Genomic DNA, 21,966 nt, shown 5'->3' with positions numbered 1-21,966 from the left:
TAATGATGGATTGTTTGTAGGGATTTGGCTGACAGGCTGGCACCCGACGATTTTCCTGGCTATCATGCTGCACTTTGTGATCGCGCGCACGGAAGCCTGCCCCTACCAGCGAATTGTTATGTCATTACCCCACTCGTCTGTACCTCAAGAAGGCCATGTCGCCACTGTTTTACGTTCGCCTCACCGTCTGATGCGCGAAACCCTGGCCGGTGTGATTACCGCGCTGGCGCTGATCCCGGAAGTGATTTCGTTTTCCGTGGTCGCGGGCGTGGATCCGAAAGTGAGCCTTATCGCCTCCGTGGTGCTCTGTTTCGCCCTTTCCCTGCTCGGCGGGCGTCCGGCCATGGTGACGGCGGCGGCAGGTTCCGTCGCGCTGGTGATTGGGCCGATGGTCCATCAACACGGCGTACAGTACATTCTGCCCGCGGTGGTGATGGCAGGCGTGATTCAGATCCTGTTCGGCGCGCTGGGTATGGCGCGGCTGATGCGCTTTATTCCCCAGTCGGTGATGACCGGGTTTGTTAACGCCCTTGGCATTTTGATTTTCTTTGCCCAGGTGCCCCATTTCTGGAGCCGAAGCCCGCTGATTGTGGGCCTGTTCGTGCTGACGCTGCTGATTGTGCTCTGGGTGCCACGCTATATCAAAAGCGTGCCCTCCCCGCTGATTGCCATTGTGCTGCTGACTTTGTTCACCGTCACCAGCGGGCAAATCCTGCCGACGGTAGGGGATGAAGGCTCCATGGGTGGCGGTTTGCCGGGCTTTACGCAACTGCTGGTGCCGCTCAATCTGGAAACCCTGAGCATCATCTGGCCGTGCGCGCTAAGTATCGCTTTCGTTGGCCTGCTGGAATCCTTGTTGACGGCAAAACTGGTGGACGAGCTGACCGCTACCCCCTCCAGTAAGCGCCGCGAGAGCATCGGGCTGGGCGTGGGCAATATTATGGCCGGGTTCTACGGCGGCATTGCGGGCTGCGCGATGATTGGGCAGACCATCGTTAACGTGGAGATGGGGAAAGGCAGAAGCCGTATCTCCACCCTTGCGGCGGGCATCGTACTGCTGGTGCTGGTTACGGCGCTCAGCGAGGTGATGGCCAAAATTCCGATGGCGGTACTGGCGGGAATTATGGCCATTGTGGCCGTCAAGACCTTTAGCTGGCATAGCGTTCAGCCCGGAACGCTGAAAAACGCGCCGGTGGCTGAAACCGTCGTGATGCTGGTGACAGTTGTGGCAACGGTTTCCACCGGCAACCTGGCGATTGGCGTGCTGGGCGGGATTGTGATGATGTTCATCCTCCCTGCCCGACTTAAGCAAAAAGCGCGTGCTACAGAAGAAAAATCGTCGCCAGTCCAAGAAAAATAAAGAAACCGCCGGTATCGGTAATGGCAGTGATCATCACGCTCGACCCCACCGCGGGGTCGCGCCCCAGCCGGGTCATGGTCAACGGGATAATCACGCCCATCATCGCCGCCACCAGCAGGTTCAGCACCATCGCCAGCATCATGACCCCGCCCAGCGCCATATCATCGTACAGCCACCAGGTAATGCCGCCCATGATGCCGCCCCAGACCAGGCCGTTAATCAGCGCGACGCCCATCTCCCTGAAAATCAGCCACGAAAAATTACCCGGCTGAATGTTTTCCAGCGCCAGGGCGCGAACGATCATGGTGATAGTCTGATTGCCGGTGTTCCCGCCGATCCCCGCCACAATCGGCATCAGCGACGCCAGGGCCACCAGTTGGGAAATGGTATGTTCAAAGCCGTCAATAACGCGGGACGCCACGAACGCGGTGCATAAATTGATGGCGAGCCACGCCCAGCGGGTTTTGACGGCCTTGCCGACGGAGGCATGAACGTCATCTTCGGCACTGATCCCGCCAAGGGCACGCAGGTCGTTATCGGTCTCTTCATAGACCACGTCAACGATCTCATCGATGGTCAGACGCCCCATCAGCTTGCCCACCGAATCCACCACCGCCGCGCTCACCAGGTCATCACGTTCGAAGGTACGCGCCGCTTTTTCGGCATCGTCTTCCGGCGAGAAGACCATCGGCTCGGTTTCCATGACCTCACTCACCCGCTGCTGGGTGCTGTTAAGCAGGATCGTTTTCAGCTCCAGCTCCCCGAGCAGGGTTTTATCCCGCGAGGTGACGAACAGTTTATCGGTGTTATCCGGCATACTGCCCAGGCGACGAAGATAGCGCTGCACCGTACCCAGGGTAACGTCCGGACGCACGGTGATGACGCCAAACTCCATGATCGCGCCGACGCTGTTTTTCTCGTAGTGCATCACCTGACGCACGCGCGCCCGCTCTTCGGCAGGCAGGGAAGCCAGCAGGCGTCCGGTCAGGTTGCGCGGAAGATGCTGAACGAGGTAAATCTGCTCATCGATATCCAGCGTTTGCAGGGCGTCAAGGATGTCCCGGTCGCTCATCTCATCGATAAGGTCATCCCAGACGTTTTCCGAGGCTTCAAGCAGTACCTGACCGCGCTCGTGATCCTGCACCAGCCGCCACAGGGCGTGGCGCTCTTCGGAAGGTAATGCCTCCAGGGTGTCCGCCAGGTCCGGGGGCGGTAAATGTGCAACCAGCGCACCTACCTCAGCAATATCGTCGGCCAGCGTGCCGACATCATATTGCTCAGCCAGGGTTAGCTTACCCAATAACGTTGACGTGACCGCTTTATCGGTCGTCAGGAGCCAGATGAGCCGCGCACGCTCCTGGTCACGCTGCCTGGCGCTGTTTTTCTTTAATACCGACATCAATCATAAATCCATTAAATGAGTTGGCGTTAAGCATAGCGCGGGGATATGTAAATAAGAATAAACGGCGGGTCGGGATGGAGAAAAAAACGGCATATATGAAAAATTAGTGTGCCGGGCGCCACCCGGCACAATTGCAATCAGGCCGTACGCGCCACCGCGTCCCGTGACGCCGCATCGCGCTCATCGCCGGTCAGCTCACTCAGCTTGCCGTCGCGCATCTCCAGCAGACGGTCGGCGTGAATGAAGTAGTGATCGTCATGGCTGATGGCAAAAATGGTTTTTCCCATCGCCTGCATCAGCGGCAGCAGGACCTGATAAAACTCGCGACGGAAGTGCGGGTCCTGATCGGCGGCCCACTCATCCAGCAGGATGATGTCGCGCTCTTCGGCCAGCGCCAGCAGCAGCGCCACGCGCTTCTTCTGCCCTTTCGACAGCTTGAGATTCAGGATTTTGCCATCCTGTAGCTCCAGCTTGTGCGACATTTGCAGGTGCGCAAGCCATTTCTCCACCAGCGCCGGATCCGCCTGCTGCCCTTCCGGGCCCAGCAGCCGGTCGAACAGCCAGACGTCGGTAAATACCGCCGAGAAGAGCTTGCGGTAGTCCTCCGGTTTCTCCGCGCTCAGGGCTTTACCATCCAGCAAAATTTCACCCGCCTGCGGCTGGTAGAGGCCCGTCAGCAGCATCGCCAGCGTGGATTTGCCGCTGCCGTTGCCGCCGATCAGGAACAGCAGTTCGCCGCGGTGAATGGTCAGGTTGATCGGCCCCACGGAGAAGGCGTTATCCTGATAGCGGAAGGTAACGTTACGCAGCTCCAGCGTTTGCCAGTTCGGGAAGGCCTGCGGGCGCGGGAACTCAGCCTTAAACGGCGCAAGGTCGAATTTCTTCAGCTTGTTGAAGGCCACCTGAGCGCTCAGCAGCGTCGGCAGTGCGCCAACGGCCGACAGCAGCGGCGTGCGTAAAAACAGCAGCGTCAGGGAGTAGGTTGCCGCCACGTTGGTATCCGCCCACCCCAGGCTGTTCGCCATCCAGAACACCAGGCCAATCGCGCCCAGCATCATGATGTTGGACCAGTTCACGGCGCTCAGGTGGAACGTATCGGCGCGGATAATGTGATGACGATATTCGTGCGCATCCGGGATATAGAGATGGTTGAAGATATGCTCGGCACGCTCGCGGTTCAGTGTCAGCTCTTTGCGCCCTTCCAGCACCGTCTGATAATCGTTATAGAGCTTGTCTTCCGTTTCGCGCAGCACCGCCATGTGCTTATAGACGCGTGATACCAGCAGGAACCCGCCCCAGATGGTAATAACAATCCACAGCGCCGTCACCGCCAGCATTTTGCTGGAGAGCCAGGCGAGATAGGCTGCCGAGCCAAATGTCAGGATGATCCCCTGCACCAGCTCCGGCAGGCGCACAAAGGCGATGGTAATGGCGCGCACATCGCTGGTCAGCCCCGCCAGCAGAGAGGCACTTCCCAGCTGCTCGATGCGTTCCACCTGAGTATCAAGGATCCGTTTGATGAACTCACTGCGCAGACGGAAAACGAAATGGTGGCCGAGGGCGGTCAGCGCCAGCTGTGACCCGAGCGTGACTGCCATCAGCAGCAGCAGTAAACCCAAAAATTCCGGCAGGACGGAGAGTGACGTGTCGACCATTTCGATCAAACGCACGTTAATGAAGGCAATCAGGCCGATCCCCAGCGCCGCGCTGGCAAGGCTTAACGCCATCACCGCGATAAAAGGCCAGCGATACTGCCGCCAGACAAGAAGAAGTAGTTGCATGCAGAGCAATCCGGACAAGAAAAATCAGCCAGCAGTGTAAACTGCCTTTCACACACATCAAGAATAATTCTTATTTTTATTCTCTGTATGCCGCCTGACGGAACGTGAGGTTGTAGCGAAATGCCCCCGCCACCGGGTGATCGCCAGGTTTAAGCGGCTGAATACCGTGGTAAAAAAGCCGTGATTCACCGCCCCAGACCACCACATCACCATGCTCCAGCATCAGCCGTTTGAGCGGGTCGTTGCGCCGCAGGCCGCCAAACTGAAAGACAGCGGGCAGCCCAAGGGATACCGAGACGATCGGCGCGCGCAGGTCCGGCTCGTCCTTATCCTGATGCAAGGAGAGCTTTGCCCCAACGGCATAGCGGTTGATAAGACAGGCATCGGGTCGAAAATCAGGATAACCGGCCGCCACGGCGGCGTCATGACACAGCGCCTGAAACGCCTCCGGCATCGGCGGCCACGGCTGATCCGTCAGCGGATCGTTCGCGGCATATACATAGCTCCGCTCATTCGTCGCCCATCCCAGTTCGCCGCAGTTGGTCATCGCCACGGACATGGTATACCCGCCCGGCGTAACCATATGGCGAAACGGTGAACAAGCGGTAACGGCATCAATACCGTCGAACAGCGCCGCCGCGCGGGAAAGCGCGAAGCGTCTCAGGATCGTCGCCCCCGGCGCGAGCGGCTCGTGCCAGGGTTCAGCATCAGCAAAAAGATCGAGCATTATCCCTCCGGGTTGTTCGCCTCACGTTTCAACAATAGCATCTTACGCGCTGCGCCCCAGCGATAACCCGACAGCGCACCGTCGTTACGCACCACGCGGTGACAGGGGATGACTATCGCCAGTTTGTTGGCACCGCAGGCCCCCGCCACGGCACGTACGGCATTGGGTTTACCAATGGCCTTCGCCACCTGCTGATAGCTTGCCGTTTCACCGCAGGGGATATCCCGCAGCGCCTGCCAGACCTGCTGCTGGAAGGCGGTACCACGGATATCCAGCGGCAGCATCAGCGGCGTCGCGCGGCTGTCGACAGAGGCAATAACCTGCCGAACACGCCCGGCAAACGCGCCTTCCATCGGTTCACGGAAGGCAAGCGGAAACAGTGACAGCAGCTCAGCCGTCAGCCCGGCGTCGTCATCACCCAGCAGTATTGCGCAGATCCCGCGCTCGCTTTCCGCCACCAGACAGCGGCCCAGCGAGCAGTCACTGATGGCATAGCGGACCGCAGCCTCTCCGTTGCGGTACTGTTTTGCCGTCATGCCCAGCGCGCCGTTGGCTTTACGGTAGTAGCTGCTGCCGTCCGGAAAGCCAGCGGCCAGTACGGCGTCGGTGATTTTACCGCCCTGTGCAAGCAGGGTGCGCAGGCGTTGTTCACGCGCGGCCTGCTGCCATGCTTTCGGCGTCATGCCGGTGACGGATTTAAACAAGCGGTGGAAATGGAACGGACTCATGGCAACCTGCTGCGCCAGTGCCTCCAGGTTCAGCGCGGCATCCTGTTCAAGCAGTCGACAGGCCAGCGCAATGTTGGCCTTTTTCTGCGCCATAGGGTCGACCTGGTCCGGCCTACAGCGCTTACAGGGGCGGAAACCCGCCTGCGCGGCCTGGTGAGCATCAGGATAAAAGCAGACATTTTTACGCAGCGCGTGGCGGGCGCGGCAGGACGGACGACAATAAATGCCGGTCGTCTGCACGGCAAAGACAAACTGGTTATCCGCACGCGGATCGCGGGCCAGTACGGCCTGCCAGCGATCCTCATCGGTAAGATAGGTTGTGTTTTTCATTATCGGCTCCTCTTACAAGCATACGCTCAGCTTGCCTGAACGCCACCGAACAAAAACCCGCAACCTTGCTTTTTAATTTTTTTCGCTCACCAGGAAGCTGTTGAACTGCGGCGAACTCCAGGTTTTAAATCCGTCAGCCTCTTTGGTGATCATATAGACGGCCAGCCCTTCCTGACGCACCACCTCTTTGGCCTTCTCCGTGCCGAGCACCATCAATCCGGTATCCCAGGCATCCGCTTCCAGCGCGGTTGGGGCTATCACCGTCACGGACACCAGGTTGTGGGTAATCGGGCGTCCGGTTTGCGGATCAATCACGTGCGAGATACGTTTGCCATCCAGCTCGTAATAGTTGCGGTAGCTTCCGGAGGTGCTTATACCGTGCCCGTTGATGTCGACAATCGCCTGCACTGCGTTCTGCTGATCGGTTGGTTTTTGGATGGCCACTCGCCACGGCCTGCCGCTGGCGTTCATGCCCCGGCTGACGAGCGCGCCCCCGACGGAAACCAGATAACGCGGAATGCCTTCCTGCGCCATCAGGGCCGCGAGATGATCCGCAGCATACCCCTCGCCTACCGTGGAGAGATCGACAAACAGGTCGGGAATATCTTTTTGCAGGTATTGCTGACCGTACTGGGAGATCACCGCCAGATGCTGTAACCCTGTACGGGCGCGGGCGTCGTCGATGGCGGCTTGATCGGGTGTAGTCACCGGCTGCTTGTTGGGGCCAAATCCCCACAGGTTCACCAGCGGCCCCACGGTCACATCCATTGCGCCATTGGTTTTGTAGCCCACGCGCATGGATTCCGTGACGATATCGGCCATCGCTTCGCTCACCGGCCACAGCGAGGTGCTGCTGGAGCGATTGAAACGCATCAGCGCTGAGTCATTTTTATAGGTAGAGAGTAGCTGATCGTCGGCATCCAGCTGCGCCTGAATTTTACCGCGTAATTCTTCAGCGCGGGATTTATCAATATCCATCACGCTGACGCGCCAGAAGGTCCCCATGGTTTTCCCTTCCAGCACCGTCGCGGCGGGTGCGTCGATTTTTGCGGGCTGTGTGGAAGAGTCACACGCGGTCAGGAGTAAAAAAGTCGCCAGAACGCTGGCGCGTAAAAAAGTCATATCCATTGGTTATTATCCTCATGCCAGGGCGGCAAGAGTACACTAAAACAGCGTATTTGTAAGACCCTAAAAAAGCATGAAAAAAGGGGCCTGATGGCCCCTTTGTCGCTGTATGAGCAATTAGAACTGGTAAACCAGACCCAGCGCGACGATATCGTCAGTACCGATACCTGCTGCGCGAGTGAAGTCGTTCTCATCAACCAGGTTGATTTTGTAATCAACGTAGGTGGACATGTTTTTGTTGAAGTAGTAAGTCGCGCCAACATCAACATATTTCAGCAGATCCTGGTCGCCGTAGCCGTTTTCCAGGTCCTTACCTTTAGATTGCAGGTACGCCACGGATGGACGCAGACCGAAGTCGAACTGATACTGCGCAACCACTTCGAAGTTCTGCGCTTTGTTAGCCCAGCCCAGGTCGCCCGCACGGGTCGCGTTGTAAGTCTGAGTATACTGTGCAGCCAGGTAGATGTTGTTCGCGTCGTATTTCAGACCACCGGTGTAGATCTCTGCGCGATCGCCGTTACCGTAGGCCATGGCGTTCTGGTCATCAGTACGTTTAGAGCTGGTGACCGCCGTACCGAGTGCGAAGCCTTCGCCCAGATCGTAGGTCAGAGAGCCACCGTAGCCATCACCGTTCTGACGCAGTGCCTCACGACCGTTGTTGGTCTGGCCTTCGCCGCTTGGGCTGCCGTTTTTACCCTGGTACTGCAACGCGAAGTTCAGACCATCAACCAGACCGAAGAAGTCCTGGTTACGGTAGGTCGCGAAGCCGTTACCACGCTGCTGCATGAAGTTGTCAGAACCGTAGGTATCGCCGCCGAATTCCGGCAGAACGTCGGTCCAGGAAGTCACATCGTAAACAACGCCGTAGTTACGACCGTAGTCGAATGAACCCGCATCCGCGAATTTCAGACCTGCGAACGCCACACGCGTCCATGAGTTGTTTTCGTTCTCACCAGAGTTACCCTGGATCTGGTATTCCCACTGGCCGTAACCGGTCAGCTGGTCGTTAACCTGAGTTTCGCCTTTGAAGCCCAGACGCATGTAGGTCTGGTCGCCGTCTGCACTGTCGTCATCAGAGAAATAGTGCAGACCATCCACTTTACCGTACAGATCTAATTTGTTGCCGTCTTTGTTATAAATTTCAGCCGCATTTGCTGCGCCTGCCACCAGCAGAGCTGGTACCAGGAGGGACAGTACTTTAACTTTCATTTTATTAACCCTCTGTTATATGCCTTATTATTTACCACTGCTTACTGGTCAACCCTCTTAACCAGTCGGCAAGTTCATTCTCCTCAAAAATGCAGAATAATCCAACAGGAATATGATACGAAAACTTTGAAGATGTTTCACTTTACCATCAACATGTTTCAATTTGTAAATTTGAAGGAACTTTTACAGAGCATAAATAGTTTAAAAATATAGCACGGATAATCAAAACAAAAATATATTCTATTTAATACAAGTGATTAGCTTAAAAAACGGTACAGCACTGAATGACAAAAAAATTCCCTTCAACACCACTAAAATAACTCTCGCTATCATCATTAACTTTATTTATTACCGTCATTCAGTTCTGAATGTCTGTTTATCCCTAATTGAACCGGATGCTTCGCATTCGGTTTTTTTTTACCTTTCTTTACGTCAGCCTACATTTTATGTGCTACCCCTCAGAAATGATAACGACTATTAACTAAATCCAGATTCCGGCTTTCGCTGAATTCTTTTTTATGCTATTGAAATTAATTTCTTGTTTATTCGTGCTATTTTCCTGCCGGTGCGATCGCGTATTTATACATTTCACGGGGTTTTGTACACCTTTCATCCGGGGACGTTGAAGCCGGTTACCCGGATAAAAAGTCAAGGTCATACCGTTAACGACGCTGGAAATTCAGTTATTACCCTTTATACTGCCCTATCCCATTACCGCGCGGCCATTACGGGTTAAACACATCGATGAGTCAGACTGAAACTACCGCCCCGAGCAAATTCTCCCTTCTACCGGGCAGCATCACCCGTTTCTTTCTTCTGTTGATCGTTGTGCTGTTAGTCACAATGGGGGTGATGGTTCAGAGCGCCGTTAATACCTGGCTTAAAGATAAAAGCTATCAAATCGTCGATATCACCCATGCGGTGCATAAGCGCATTGATACGTGGCGCTATGCGACCTGGCAAATCTACGACAATATCGCTGCCGCGCCTGCCACCTCGTCAGGCGAAGGGTTGCAGGAAACGCGCCTTAAGCAGGATGTGTATTACCTTGAAAAACCGCAGCGCAAGACGGAAGCCCTGATTTTCGGCTCGCACGACAGCGCAACGCTTGAGATGACGCAGCGGATCTCCTCCTATCTGGACACCCTGTGGGGCGCCGAGACCGTACCGTGGTCAATGTATTACCTGAACGGTCAGGACAACAGCATGATCCTGATCTCGACCCTGCCGCTTAAGGATCTCTCCTCCGGCTTTAAAGAGACCACCGTTGGCAGTATTGTGGATTCCCGTCGGGCAGAAATGCTGCAACAGGCCAACGCGCTGGACGAGCGAGAAAGTTTCTCGTCGCTTCGCCGTCTTGCCTGGCAGAATGGCCACTACTTTACGCTGCGAACCACCTTTAACCAGCCGGGCCATCTGGCGACCGTGGTTGCCTTCGACCTGCCGATTAACGATCTCATCCCACCGGATATGCCGCTGGACAGTTTCCGTCTGGAGCCAGACAACAGCACCCAAAATATGCGCACGCCGTCGGATAAAGAAGGCGCGGACAGCGTAGCGATCTCCTTTAATGGCTCAAAGATTGAGATTGCCTCATCGCTCAACTCAACCGGTATGCGTCTGGTGTGGCAGGTGCCTTTTGGCACCCTGATGCTTGATACTCTGCAAAACATTCTGCTGCCGCTTTTGCTGAATATTGGCCTGCTGGCGCTGGCGCTGTTTGGCTACAGCACCTTCCGTTTCCAGTCGGGCCGCCAGAGCGACTCGACGTCGGTATCAGCCGGGACCAGCAACGAGTTGCGCATTCTTCGTGCCCTGAATGAAGAGATTATTTCCGTGCTGCCGCTTGGGGTGCTCGTTCACGACCAGGAGGCTAACCGCACGGTAATGAGCAATAAAATTGCCGATCACCTTCTGCCGCATCTTAACCTGCAAAATATTACGGCCATGGCGGACCAGCACCAGGGCGTTATTCAGGCCACCGTTAATAATGAACTGTATGAGATCCGTCAGTTCCGCAGTCAGGTCGCCTCGCGCACGCAAATCTTCATCATTCGCGATCAGGATCGCGAAGTGCTGGTGAATAAAAAGCTCAAGCAGGCGCAAAGGCTGTACGAGAAAAACCAACATGGCCGCGCGGCGTTTATGCAAAATATTGGCGATGCCTTTAAACAACCGTTGAAGTCACTCGCCACGCAGATTGCTGATCTGAGCACGCCGGAAAGCCGACAGCTCAGCAGCCAGGCCGACTCCCTGGTTCGTCTGGTGGACGAAATCCAGCTTGCGAACATGCTGGAGAATGACATCTGGAAGGGCACCCCTACGCTCTTCTCCATTCAGGACCTGATTGATGAGGTGGTGCCGGAAGTCCTGCCGGTGATCAAGCGCAAGGGACTCCAGCTGCTGATCAACAACCATTTACCGGCCAACGACGAACGTCACGGCGATCGCGATGCCCTGCGTCGCATCCTGATGATGTTGATACAGTATGCCGTCACCACGACGCAGATCGGCAAGATCACCCTTGAAGTCAGCACCGATGAGTCCACCGACGATCGTCTGACGTTCCGCATTCTGGATACGGGCGAAGGCGTCACAGTGAGCGAAATTGATAACCTGCACTTCCCGTTCCTGAACGATACCCAGCGCGACCACTACGGTAAGGCGAATGCCCTCACCTTCTGGCTTTGCGATCAGCTGGCGCGTAAGCTGGGCGGTCATCTGAACATTAAGGCCCGCGAATCCCTCGGCACCCGCTACTCTTTACACGTGAAAATGGCGGCGAATCCCCAGGAAGAGGATGAAGAGCGTCTGCTGGACGATGTGGTGGTGATGGTGGATGTGACCTCCAGTGAGATCCGTAATATCGTCGTTCGTCAGCTGGAAAACTGGGGGGCGTCCTGCATTACCCCGGACGAAAGGCTCGCGAGTCAAGAATTTGATCTATTTTTAACTGATAATCCGTCTAATCTTACTGCCTCAGGCTTGCTTTTAAGCGATGATGAGCCAGGCGTGCGGAAAATCGGCCCTGGGCAGCTGCGCGTCAACTTTAATATGAGCAATGCAATGCAGGAAGCTGTATTACAACTGATTGAAGAGAATCTGGCGCAGGAAGAGATCCTGGAGTCACCGTTAGGCGGCGATGAAAATGCCGAACTCCATGCCAGCGGATATTATTCGCTCTTCGTTGATACAGTACCAGATGATGTTAAGCGGTTGTATACTGAGTCCGCTGCGCAGGATTTTGCAGCGCTGGCACAGACAGCACACCGGCTTAAAGGGGTGTTTGCCATGCTTAATCTGGTTCCCGGCAAGCAGTTATGTGAAACGCTGGAACATCTAATTCGTGAGAAAGATGCCTCTGGCATTGAAAAATACATCAGCGACATTGACGCTTACGTCAAGAGCTTGCTGTAGCAAGGTAGCCTTATACATGAACAATATGAACGTAATTATTGCCGATGACCATCCGATTGTACTGTTCGGTATTCGCAAATCACTTGAACAGATCGAGTGGGTGAATGTAGTCGGTGAATTTGAAGATTCCACAGCCCTCATTAACAATTTGCCTAAACTTGATGCGCACGTGCTCATTACCGATCTCTCCATGCCTGGAGATAAGTACGGTGATGGGATCACGCTCATCAAATACATTAAACGCCACTTCCCGGACATTTCGATCATTGTTCTGACCATGAACAATAACCCGGCGATCCTGAGCGCCGTTCTGGATCTCGATATTGAAGGGATTGTGCTGAAACAAGGCGCACCTACCGATCTGCCAAAAGCGCTGGCGGCGCTACAGAAAGGGAAGAAATTCACTCCTGAGAGCGTCTCACGCCTGCTTGAAAAAATCAGCGCGGGTGGTTATGGCGACAAGCGTCTCTCGCCTAAAGAGAGTGAAGTTCTGCGTCTGTTCGCTGAAGGTTTCCTGGTCACTGAAATCGCCAAAAAGCTGAACCGCAGTATTAAAACCATCAGTAGCCAGAAAAAATCCGCGATGATGAAGCTGGGTGTTGATAACGATATCGCCCTGCTGAACTATCTCTCTTCCGTGACGCTGAGCGCAACGGACAAAGATTGATCTTCGCTGTCTACGCCGGGTGGCGCTCGCGCTTACCCGGCCTACAGCCGCCGGAGAAATAAAAAAGGCCCTTTCGGGCCTTTTTTATTGTCTCGCTTTTCGTACCCGCTCCGCATACACGGACAGTGTCTGCTTCAGTACATCCAGCGTGACCGGCTTCGACAGGCAGCTGTCCATTCCCGATTCCAGACAGCGCTGCTTCTCCTCCGCCAGCGCGTTGGCTGTCACCCCCACCACCGGCAGCGTCAGCCCCAGCTGTCGGATACGCTGCGTCAGACGGTAGCCGTCCATGTTAGGCATGTTCACATCGCTGAGCACAATATCAATATGGTTCTTACTTAAGACATTCAGGGCATCCACGCCATCATTGGCCGTTTTACACTGATAGCCCAGAGAGCCAAGCTGATCTGCGAGCAGACGACGGTTAATCGGATGATCGTCGACGACCAGAATCATCATATCGTCGTTCACCGACGCCAGCTCATCAGGGGAAGCCAGCACGGTGGCGCCGTCGCTGTCCTCAAGCTGCACGCTGTAAATACGCGCCAGCAAGCCCAGCAGCTCGTGCGGTGTCGCCACGCTGTGCACCCATACCCCAGGCGAACGCTCAAGCGGAATACCGATATGACGGCGGCAGAACATCACTACGCCGCGCCCCGCCCACGCCTGCTCCGGCTCAACGTCGGTGATCAGCATGTCATCCGCGTCCGGCGTCTGGCCTTCGTAGCGTGAAACCCGCACGCCGCTGCTGGTCAGCATCGAGGTCAGGAAATCATGTAAGGAGGCGTTGTGCACCGCCAGCCAGCAGTGCTTATCGCTCAGCCCGTCGACGGTGGTTTTCGCCGGATAGTGCGCCGAATAGAGCGGAATACGAATGGTGAACTGGCTGCCCATGCCTGGCTCTGTATCGACGGAGATATCTCCATCCATCATACTGATAAGCTTCTCGCAAATCGCCAGACCTAGCCCGGTCCCCTGGAAATTACGCTGGACGCCGGTTCCCACCTGGAAGAACGGATCGAACAGGCGAACGACCTCTTTCGCCGGAATGCCAACACCCGTGTCGCGCACGCGAATGGTCAGGTACTCCCCTGCCCGACAGACGTGCAGCACAATACAGCCGATATCGGTGAATTTGATGGCGTTGCTCAGCAGGTTTGAGATGACCTGTTGCAGACGCATCGGATCGCCATGCAGCGTCAGCGGCACATCCGGCTCGATAAAGCAGTACAGCCCAAGCTGTTTACGCACCACCAGCGGCAGGTAGTTAGCGCAGATATGGTTCATCACTTCGCGCGGGGAGAACTCGCGCGGCTCTATTTTCAACTGCTCGGATTCAATTTTAGAGAAATCGAGAATATCGCTGATGATTTTCAGCAGCAGGCTGGACGAGTTGTTCATGGCCGTCACCAGCCGGTCGACCCCTTTCGGCAGCTCTTTGGTCTGGAGCAGGTCGAGGTTACCGATAATGCCGTACAGCGGCGTTCGCAGCTCATGGCTGACGGTCGCGAGGAACATCGATTTCGACTGACTGGCCTGCTCCGCCGCCTGCGCCATATCCTGCAATGACTCTTCCATTTTCACGCGCGCAGAGACGTCCACCAGCACGCAAATGGCCACGTTTTCATTGCGGTAGCGAGAATGGACGAAGCTGATTTGCAGGTTGGTGTGGGTGCTGGTCAGCACATCCACAAAGTTAACCTGCTGACCGCAGATGATCTGCGTTAACCGCTGGCGGTCTTCATGCGTGAGCATGTTCAGGTAGTTATGGGCAAGCTCGTTACTGAGGATATTTGTCCCGTCCTGAGTACGCAGGATGCAGATCCCTACCGGCGCCGAGGCGACAATTTTACGGTTAAACTGCTCATGCTCTTCCAGACGCTGAGCATCCGCTTCCGCAGGAATAAAGATCCGCCGCTCATACATTCTCGCCAGCATAAACAGCGCGACGCCTACCGCGATGTTTAGCAAAATGGCGTTAAGGATCAGGATGCGAATGCGCTCCAGGACCTTGTCCACCGGCAGCGAGTAGACAATGCTCAGCGACGATGGCGGTAAACTTTTCTTCAGCACCAGCTCGCGGAACCCGGAGGTATAGCCAAACCATGACCGCTCCTGCATCCAGCTGGGTTCCACCTTCAGGCGGTTTTCAGGCCCGGTAAGGGAGATGAGCGGATGGCCGTTTTCATCCAGAATGGTCACGCCCATCGGCAGACTGCCCGGCGTGAAGAAGTTTTCCATACGGATGGTTTGTTCAATCCCCAGCAGCGCTTGCAGGCGGTTTCCGAGGTAAACCGGAGTCAGGGCATAGAAATAGCCGACGCCCATGCGCGGCCCCTGGCTTATCCAGAAGATGTTGTTCCCGCGCTCTTCCTGAGGCGCATTGCGGTATTTCACTATACGCTCATGCAGACTTTTCAGCGCGTCTTCGCGTTCGACGGGCATATCCCGCAGGCCGAAATCCGCCATGCAGAGATTTTCGTTGCCAATCAGGTAGACACGGTTCAGATCGTAGGCGGCCGAGAAATTATCGCGCCAGTAGCGCATAAACCATGAGAGGGACTCCAGTGAACCACGCCAGGCTTTGCTCATGGCGGAACAATCGGAGTCCGGGAAGAGCGGTTCGAAATCAGGTACTTCGGTTTTTTCATCCCGACCGCGGATAGCAAGAATGCCGTTCTCCGCCGTGAGTCGATTCTCAGCAATATACTTAAGCTCTTTCATCACGTCAGACGTGCGCTGGATATAGCGCTGAGCCTGATCCGAGCTTAAGTTAAACTCCTGGCGGATCTCCGCTTCTTTCTGGTGTAACGCGTTAACGATGTAAAACACCGAGAGCAGTGCCACCAGCAACCATAGCAGTAGCGCAAGCGCCCGAAACAGATAGCGAGAGACTTTTAACGTGGTACGAAAGGAGACGAGGTATTTCAAAGGGGCGAGGCTCCGCCGTCGGGGTCAAAAAGAATGTGGTTAAGGTAGCGGTAAACGCGGCTTGTCGCAACGTTCACTTGTCTGCTTGCGCAAAACAAAAGGGCCGGAAACCGGCCCTTTACGCGTCAGGAGACGTTACTCGTCAGCGTCATCCGCTACTTCATCATCGGTGTCCGCTTCCGGGGCGATTTCATCATCCCCTTCCGCAACGCTGCCGTCGATAGAGTCGAGCTCTTCGTCATCCACCGGCTCAGCAACGCGTTGCAGACCGACGACGTTTTCATCTTCCGCAGTACGGATGAGGATTACGCCCTGGGTGTTACGACCCACCACGCTGATCTCAGACACGCGGGTACGCACCAGCGTACCGGCATCGGTGATCATCATGATCTGGTCCGCGTCGTCCACCTGCACCGCGCCAACAACGGAACCGTTGCGCTCGGTCACTTTGATGGAGATAACGCCCTGCGTGCCGCGAGACTTGGTCGGGTATTCGCTTTCCGCCGTACGTTTACCGTAACCGTTCTGGGTGACGGTCAGGATTGCGCCTTCGCCACGAGGAACGATCAGGGAAACCACGCTGTCTTCACCCGCCAGCTTGATACCACGCACGCCGGTCGCCGTACGACCCATTGCGCGCACGGCGTTCTCTTTAAAGCGCACCACTTTACCGGCGGCAGAGAACAGCATGACTTCATCAGAACCGGAGGTCAGATCCACGCCGATCAGCTCATCGCCTTCGTTCAGGTTCACCGCGATGATCCCGGCAGAACGTGGACGGCTGAACTCGGTCAGCGCGGTTTTCTTCACGGTACCGCTCGCGGTCGCCATAAAGACGTTCACGCCCTCTTCGTACTCGCGTACCGGCAGAATAGCGGTGATACGTTCGTTCGCTTCCAGCGGCAGCAGGTTGACGATAGGACGACCCCGCGCGCCACGGCTCGCTTCCGGCAGCTGATAGACTTTCATCCAGTACAGACGGCCCCGGCTGGAGAAGCAGAGGATCGTGTCGTGGGTGTTGGCCACCAGCAGACGGTCAATGAAGTCTTCTTCTTTAATACGCGCCGCAGATTTGCCTTTACCGCCACGACGCTGTGCTTCGTAGTCGGTCAACGGCTGATACTTCACGTAGCCCTGGTGAGACAGCGTCACTACCACGTCTTCGCGGTTGATCAGATCTTCAATGTTGATATCAGAGCTATTGGCTGTGATTTCGGTGCGACGCTCGTCGCCGAACTGATCGCGAACCAGCTCCAGCTCTTCACGGATCACTTCCATCAGGCGCTCTGCGCTACCCAGGATATGCAGCAGCTCGGCAATCTGCTCCAGCAGCTCTTTGTACTCGTCGAGCAGTTTTTCATGCTCAAGGCCGGTCAGTTTCTGCAAACGCAGATCCAGAATCGCCTGGGCCTGCTGTTCAGTCAGGTAGTACTGACCGTCACGCACGCCGAATTCCGGTTCCAGCCACTCAGGACGCGCAGCGTCATCACCGGCACGTTCCAGCATTGCCGCCACGTTGCCCAGATCCCATGGACGCGCAACCAGCGACGCCTTCGCTTCTGCCGGCGTCGGCGCACGGCGGATCAGCTCGATGATCGGGTCGATGTTCGCCAGCGCAACGGCCAGTGCTTCAAGGATATGGGCACGGTCGCGCGCTTTGCGCAGTTCGAAGATGGTACGACGGGTCACCACTTCACGGCGGTGACGCACGAACGCGCTCAGGATCTCTTTCAGGTTCATGATCTTCGGCTGGCCATGGTGCAGCGCAACCATGTTGATACCGAAGGAGACCTGAAGCTGAGTCTGGGAGTAAAGGTTGTTCAGCACAACTTCACCCACCGCGTCGCGCTTGATTTCAATCACGATGCGCATACCGTCTTTATCAGACTCGTCACGCAGCGCGCTGATGCCTTCAACGCGTTTTTCTTTTACCAGCTCGGCGATTTTTTCAATCAGTCGCGCTTTGTTCACCTGATACGGGATCTCGTGAACAATAATGGTTTCACGGCCGGTTTTAGCGTCCGCTTCCACTTCGGCGCGGGCACGGATGTAAATCTTGCCGCGACCGGTGCGGTACGCTTCTTCAATACCGCGACGGCCATTGATGATTGCCGCCGTCGGGAAGTCCGGGCCCGGGATGTGTTCCATCAGCCCTTCAATGCTGATGTCTTCATCGTCAATGTAGGCCAGGCAGCCGTTGATCACTTCCGTGATATTGTGCGGTGGAATGTTGGTTGCCATACCGACGGCGATACCGGACGAACCGTTCACCAGCAGGTTTGGGATCTTCGTTGGCATAACGTCAGGAATTTTTTCCGTGCCGTCGTAGTTATCAACGAAATCAACCGTCTCTTTTTCCAGGTCAGCCATCAGCTCATGGGCAATCTTCGCCAGACGGATTTCCGTATAACGCATTGCCGCGGCGGAGTCGCCGTCGATAGAACCAAAGTTACCCTGACCATCTACCAGCATGTAACGCAGCGAGAAGGGCTGCGCCATACGGACAATGGTGTCGTACACCGCGTAATCACCATGAGGATGGTATTTACCGATTACGTCACCAACGACACGGGCAGATTTTTTGTAGGCTTTATTCCAGTCATTGCCCAATACGTTCATGGCGTATAGTACGCGACGGTGTACCGGCTTCAGGCCATCGCGGACGTCCGGCAGCGCACGGCCAACAATGACCGACATCGCATAGTCCAGATAGGAGCTTTTCAGCTCTTCCTCGATGTTAACCGGTGTAATTTCTCTCGCAAGGTCGCTCATCTAACCGCTATCCCTCTACTGTATCCCGGATTCAAAGGTCGCAAATTATAACACAGCCGCGGTGATACAGGTAAACCTATACGCTTTATTCACAGGGATTGCCTGATATACTCATTTGTCTTGCTAAATAAGGAGTAAAAGCGCCCATGAATGCCGAAAAATCCCCGGTGGCTCACAACGTTGACCACGAAGAGATTGCCAAATTTGAAGCGGTGGCGTCCCGCTGGTGGGATCTCGAAGGTGAGTTCAAACCTCTGCATCGTATTAACCCGCTGCGTCTGGGCTATATCGCGGAGCGTTCCGGCGGTCTGTTCGGTAAGAAAGTGCTCGACGTCGGCTGCGGCGGCGGCATCCTGGCGGAAAGTATGGCGCGTGAAGGGGCCACCGTCACCGGTCTGGACATGGGCTTCGAACCTCTACAGGTTGCGCGTCTTCATGCGCTGGAGTCCGGCGTACAGGTAGAATATGTCCAGGAAACCGTGGAAGAGCACGCGGCAAAACATGCGCACCAGTATGACGTGGTGACCTGCATGGAGATGCTGGAGCACGTTCCCGATCCGCAGTCGGTGGTCAGCGCCTGTGCAAAACTGGTGAAACCGGGTGGACAGGTCTTCTTCTCGACCATCAACCGCAACGGCAAAGCCTGGCTGATGGCCGTGGTAGGCGCGGAATACGTGCTGCGCATGGTGCCGAAAGGGACGCACGACGTGAAGAAGTTCATCAAGCCTGCCGAACTGCTGGGCTGGGTTGACCAGACATGGCTTAAGGAGCAGCACATGACGGGCCTGCACTACAATCCGCTGACGGATAAATTCAAACTTGCTCCAGGTGTGGATGTTAACTATATGTTGCACACAACCGCCAAAAACGACTAACGTCATCCGTTATTCTTATAATGATTGCGCGACATCATGTTGCGCAATTCTGACCTCCCGTTGAAGAAATCAGCACTCGATCAAATTTTGAATTTTTTTTCTTAATTATTGACATCTCTTCCAGGCCTTACGGCACGAGGACTTAGCCTTTTTTACCCTTTCACAACCTCAATTTAACGTCAAAATCAACCCTTGTGCTGAAAAGATTCGATACTAGAATACTCACCATATAGCGTTCTTCTTATCGCAAAACCCCTATATGTAGTATTTATCCACAGAGTTAGTCACAAGACGGTTCTGTGGATAAGCGGGGGATATTTTTTTATTTCACGGACAGGTAAAAACCCACATGAATCAGAGTCTGCTGGTGACAAAGCGCGACGGTACCACCGAGCGTATCAATCTGGACAAAATCCATCGAGTTCTCGACTGGGCAGCAGAAGGACTGAACAACGTATCTATCTCCCAGGTTGAACTGCGTTCTCACATTCAGTTCTACGACGGCATCAAAACGTCTGATATCCACGAAACCATTATCAAAGCCGCGGCAGATCTGATCTCCCGCGACGCACCGGATTATCAGTACCTCGCTGCGCGTCTGGCGATTTTCCACCTGCGTAAAAAAGCCTACGGCCAGTTCGAGCCGCCGAAGCTTTACGATCACGTAGTGAAAATGGTCGAGCTGGGCAAATACGACACGCATCTGCTGGAAGACTATACGGAAGAAGAGTTCGAGCAGATGAACGGGTTTATCGATCACTGGCGCGACATGAACTTCTCCTACGCGGCGGTGAAGCAGCTCGAAGGTAAATACCTGGTTCAGAACCGTGTGACGGGCGAAATCTACGAGAGCGCCCAGTTCCTCTATATTCTGGTGGCCGCCTGCCTGTTCTCTAATTACCCGCGTGAAACCCGTCTGGACTACGTGAAGCGTTTCTACGATGCGGTCTCTACGTTCAAGATTTCTCTGCCTACGCCAATCATGTCTGGCGTGCGTACCCCTACCCGTCAGTTCAGCTCCTGCGTACTGATCGAGTGTGGTGACAGCCTGGATTCCATCAACGCGACCTCCAGCGCCATCGTGAAATACGTCTCCCAGCGTGCCGGTATCGGCATCAACGCCGGCCGTATCCGTGCACTGGGCAGCCCGATCCGCGGCGGTGAAGCGTTCCACACCGGCTGTATTCCGTTCTACAAGCACTTCCAGACGGCAGTAAAATCCTGCTCTCAGGGCGGCGTGCGTGGTGGTGCAGCGACCCTGTTCTACCCGATGTGGCACCTGGAAGTGGAAAGCCTGCTGGTTCTGAAAAACAACCGCGGCGTGGAAGGCAACCGCGTGCGTCACATGGACTACGGCGTGCAGATCAACAAGCTGATGTACACCCGTCTGCTGAAAGGGGAAGACATCACCCTGTTCAGCCCGTCCGACGTCCCGGGTCTGTACGACGCGTTCTTCGCCGATCAGGACGAGTTCGAGCGTCTGTACACCAAATATGAAAAAGACGACAGCATCCGCAAGCAGCGCGTGAAAGCGGTCGATCTGTTCTCCCTGATGATGCAGGAACGTGCCTCTACCGGTCGTATCTACATCCAGAACGTTGACCACTGCAACACCCACAGCCCGTTCGATCCGGTGGTTGCACCAGTGCGCCAGTCCAACCTGTGCCTGGAGATCGCCCTGCCGACCAAACCGCTGGAAGACGTGAACGACGAAAACGGTGAAATCGCGCTCTGTACGCTGTCCGCATTCAACCTGGGTGCGATTAAGAGCCTGGACGAGCTGGAAGAGCTGGCGGTGCTGGCGGTTCGTGCGCTCGACGCCCTGCTGGATTACCAGGATTACCCAATCCCGGCGGCAAAACGCGGCGCAATGGGCCGTCGCACTTTAGGTATCGGCGTGATCAACTTCGCCTACTGGCTGGCGAAAAACGGCAAGCGTTACTCCGACGGCAGCGCCAACAATCTGACGCACCAGACGTTCGAAGCGATTCAGTACTACCTGATGAAAGCCTCTAACGAGCTGGCGAAAGAGCAAGGCGCGTGCCCGTGGTTCAACGAAACCACCTACTCGAAAGGCATTCTGCCGATCGACACCTACAAAAAAGACCTGGATGCGATCGTCAGCGAGCCGCTGCACCTCGACTGGGAAGGCCTGCGCGAGTCCATTAAAACTCACGGCCTGCGTAACTCCACGCTCTCTGCCCTGATGCCGTCCGAGACCTCTTCGCAGATCTCCAACGCCACCAACGGTATTGAGCCACCGCGCGGCCACGTCAGCATCAAAGCGTCGAAAGACGGCGTGCTGCGTCAGGTGGTGCCGGATTACGAAACGCTGGGTGACAACTACGAGCTGCTGTGGGAAATGCCAAACAACGACGGCTATCTGCAACTGGTGGGTATCATGCAGAAGTTTATCGACCAGTCGATCTCTGCCAATACCAACTACGACCCAACGCGCTTCCCGTCTGGCAAGGTTCCGATGCAGCAACTGCTGAAGGACCTGCTCACCGCCTACAAATTTGGCGTGAAAACGCTGTACTATCACAACACCCGTGATGGTGCGGAAGACGCCCAGGACGACCTGGTGCCGTCAATTCAGGACGATGGCTGCGAAAGCGGCGCATGTAAGATCTAATAAATTC

General features: G+C 55.5%; 13 protein-coding genes. 5 read left to right on the top strand and 8 right to left on the bottom strand.

Annotation, left to right across the window (positions count from 1 at the left end; genetic code table 11):
* Positions 1-64 precede the first annotated feature (64 nt).
* Positions 65-1,360, top strand: coding sequence for a SulP family inorganic anion transporter (locus tag O1722_RS07490; RefSeq protein ID WP_033487472.1), 1,296 nt, complete (start codon positions 65-67; stop codon positions 1,358-1,360).
* Here O1722_RS07490 and mgtE read toward each other — a convergent pair.
* The 6 genes from mgtE to O1722_RS07460 all read right to left on the bottom strand — a co-directional run bounded on the left by mgtE (position 1,323) and on the right by O1722_RS07460 (position 8,662).
* Positions 1,323-2,759 (bottom strand): magnesium transporter, encoded by a 1,437-nt coding sequence (mgtE, locus tag O1722_RS07485; RefSeq protein ID WP_006811337.1) that lies wholly within the window; start codon positions 2,757-2,759, stop codon positions 1,323-1,325. The two genes, O1722_RS07490 and mgtE, sit on opposite strands and share 38 nt — an antisense overlap.
* 140 nt (positions 2,760-2,899) lie before the next feature.
* The gene (locus tag O1722_RS07480; protein ID WP_017383408.1) at positions 2,900-4,543 is read right to left on the bottom strand and encodes a multidrug ABC transporter permease/ATP-binding protein; all 1,644 of its coding nucleotides are present in this window, start codon (positions 4,541-4,543) and stop codon (positions 2,900-2,902) included.
* Positions 4,544-4,619: 76 nt separating this feature from the next.
* Entirely contained in the window at positions 4,620-5,270 is a 651-nt protein-coding gene (gene alkB, locus O1722_RS07475; protein WP_033487362.1) for a DNA oxidative demethylase AlkB, read from the bottom strand.
* Positions 5,270-6,328: a bifunctional DNA-binding transcriptional regulator/O6-methylguanine-DNA methyltransferase Ada gene (gene ada / locus O1722_RS07470; protein ID WP_033487363.1), complete on the bottom strand. Its 1,059-nt coding sequence runs from the start codon at positions 6,326-6,328 to the stop codon at positions 5,270-5,272. The genes alkB and ada overlap by 1 nt, the downstream gene beginning before the upstream one ends.
* Before the next feature lie 72 nt (positions 6,329-6,400).
* Positions 6,401-7,456 carry an FAD:protein FMN transferase ApbE gene (gene apbE, locus O1722_RS07465; RefSeq protein WP_015572290.1) on the bottom strand — a complete coding sequence of 352 codons (1,056 nt, stop codon included), beginning with the start codon at positions 7,454-7,456 and terminating at the stop codon, positions 6,401-6,403.
* A 114-nt stretch (positions 7,457-7,570) separates the two neighbouring features.
* Entirely contained in the window at positions 7,571-8,662 is a 1,092-nt protein-coding gene (locus O1722_RS07460; RefSeq protein WP_033487364.1) for a porin OmpC, read from the bottom strand.
* A gap of 744 nt (positions 8,663-9,406) precedes the next feature.
* Here O1722_RS07460 and rcsD point away from each other — a divergent pair.
* Together rcsD and rcsB are read left to right on the top strand one after the other, a co-directional pair.
* The gene (gene rcsD / locus O1722_RS07455) at positions 9,407-12,079 is read left to right on the top strand and encodes a phosphotransferase RcsD (protein ID WP_017383411.1); all 2,673 of its coding nucleotides are present in this window, start codon (positions 9,407-9,409) and stop codon (positions 12,077-12,079) included.
* A 16-nt stretch (positions 12,080-12,095) separates the two neighbouring features.
* Positions 12,096-12,746 (top strand): response regulator transcription factor RcsB, encoded by a 651-nt coding sequence (gene rcsB, locus O1722_RS07450; protein WP_003859405.1) that lies wholly within the window; start codon positions 12,096-12,098, stop codon positions 12,744-12,746.
* A gap of 84 nt (positions 12,747-12,830) precedes the next feature.
* Here rcsB and rcsC read toward each other — a convergent pair whose 3' ends face one another.
* On the bottom strand, positions 12,831-15,677 hold the full coding sequence (gene rcsC / locus O1722_RS07445) for a two-component system sensor histidine kinase RcsC (RefSeq protein ID WP_017693023.1): 2,847 nt from the start codon (positions 15,675-15,677) through the stop codon (positions 12,831-12,833).
* 135 nt (positions 15,678-15,812) lie between these two features.
* Complete coding sequence (gene gyrA / locus O1722_RS07440; protein ID WP_032634852.1) at positions 15,813-18,449, bottom strand: DNA topoisomerase (ATP-hydrolyzing) subunit A; 2,637 nt, start codon at positions 18,447-18,449, stop codon at positions 15,813-15,815.
* 146 nt (positions 18,450-18,595) lie between these two features.
* Here gyrA and ubiG point away from each other — a divergent pair, with 146 nt between their 5' ends.
* Positions 18,596-19,324: a bifunctional 2-polyprenyl-6-hydroxyphenol methylase/3-demethylubiquinol 3-O-methyltransferase UbiG gene (gene ubiG / locus O1722_RS07435; protein WP_006811346.1), complete on the top strand. Its 729-nt coding sequence runs from the start codon at positions 18,596-18,598 to the stop codon at positions 19,322-19,324.
* Between the two features lie 349 nt (positions 19,325-19,673).
* Positions 19,674-21,959: a class 1a ribonucleoside-diphosphate reductase subunit alpha gene (gene nrdA / locus O1722_RS07430; protein WP_033487366.1), complete on the top strand. Its 2,286-nt coding sequence runs from the start codon at positions 19,674-19,676 to the stop codon at positions 21,957-21,959.
* The last annotated feature ends 7 nt before the right edge of the window (positions 21,960-21,966 follow it).

It is taken from the genome of Enterobacter cloacae complex sp. HYC003_NIDB (assembly GCF_056673375.1).
Note: the sequence above shows the minus strand (reverse complement) of the source record. Positions and strands in the feature narration are given on the sequence as shown.

What these genes read in the sequence shown, in the direction of transcription:
- O1722_RS07490 (WP_033487472.1), top strand. Translation starts at nt 65, where the DNA reads ATGCTGCACTTTGTGATCGCGCGCACGGAAGCCTGCCCCTACCAGCGA.
- mgtE (WP_006811337.1), bottom strand. Translation starts at nt 2,759, where the DNA reads ATGTCGGTATTAAAGAAAAACAGCGCCAGGCAGCGTGACCAGGAGCGT.
- O1722_RS07480 (WP_017383408.1), bottom strand. Translation starts at nt 4,543, where the DNA reads ATGCAACTACTTCTTCTTGTCTGGCGGCAGTATCGCTGGCCTTTTATC.
- alkB (WP_033487362.1), bottom strand. Translation starts at nt 5,270, where the DNA reads ATGCTCGATCTTTTTGCTGATGCTGAACCCTGGCACGAGCCGCTCGCG.
- ada (WP_033487363.1), bottom strand. Translation starts at nt 6,328, where the DNA reads ATGAAAAACACAACCTATCTTACCGATGAGGATCGCTGGCAGGCCGTA.
- apbE (WP_015572290.1), bottom strand. Translation starts at nt 7,456, where the DNA reads ATGGATATGACTTTTTTACGCGCCAGCGTTCTGGCGACTTTTTTACTC.
- O1722_RS07460 (WP_033487364.1), bottom strand. Translation starts at nt 8,662, where the DNA reads ATGAAAGTTAAAGTACTGTCCCTCCTGGTACCAGCTCTGCTGGTGGCA.
- rcsD (WP_017383411.1), top strand. Translation starts at nt 9,407, where the DNA reads ATGAGTCAGACTGAAACTACCGCCCCGAGCAAATTCTCCCTTCTACCG.
- rcsB (WP_003859405.1), top strand. Translation starts at nt 12,096, where the DNA reads ATGAACAATATGAACGTAATTATTGCCGATGACCATCCGATTGTACTG.
- gyrA (WP_032634852.1), bottom strand. Translation starts at nt 18,449, where the DNA reads ATGAGCGACCTTGCGAGAGAAATTACACCGGTTAACATCGAGGAAGAG.
- ubiG (WP_006811346.1), top strand. Translation starts at nt 18,596, where the DNA reads ATGAATGCCGAAAAATCCCCGGTGGCTCACAACGTTGACCACGAAGAG.
- nrdA (WP_033487366.1), top strand. Translation starts at nt 19,674, where the DNA reads ATGAATCAGAGTCTGCTGGTGACAAAGCGCGACGGTACCACCGAGCGT.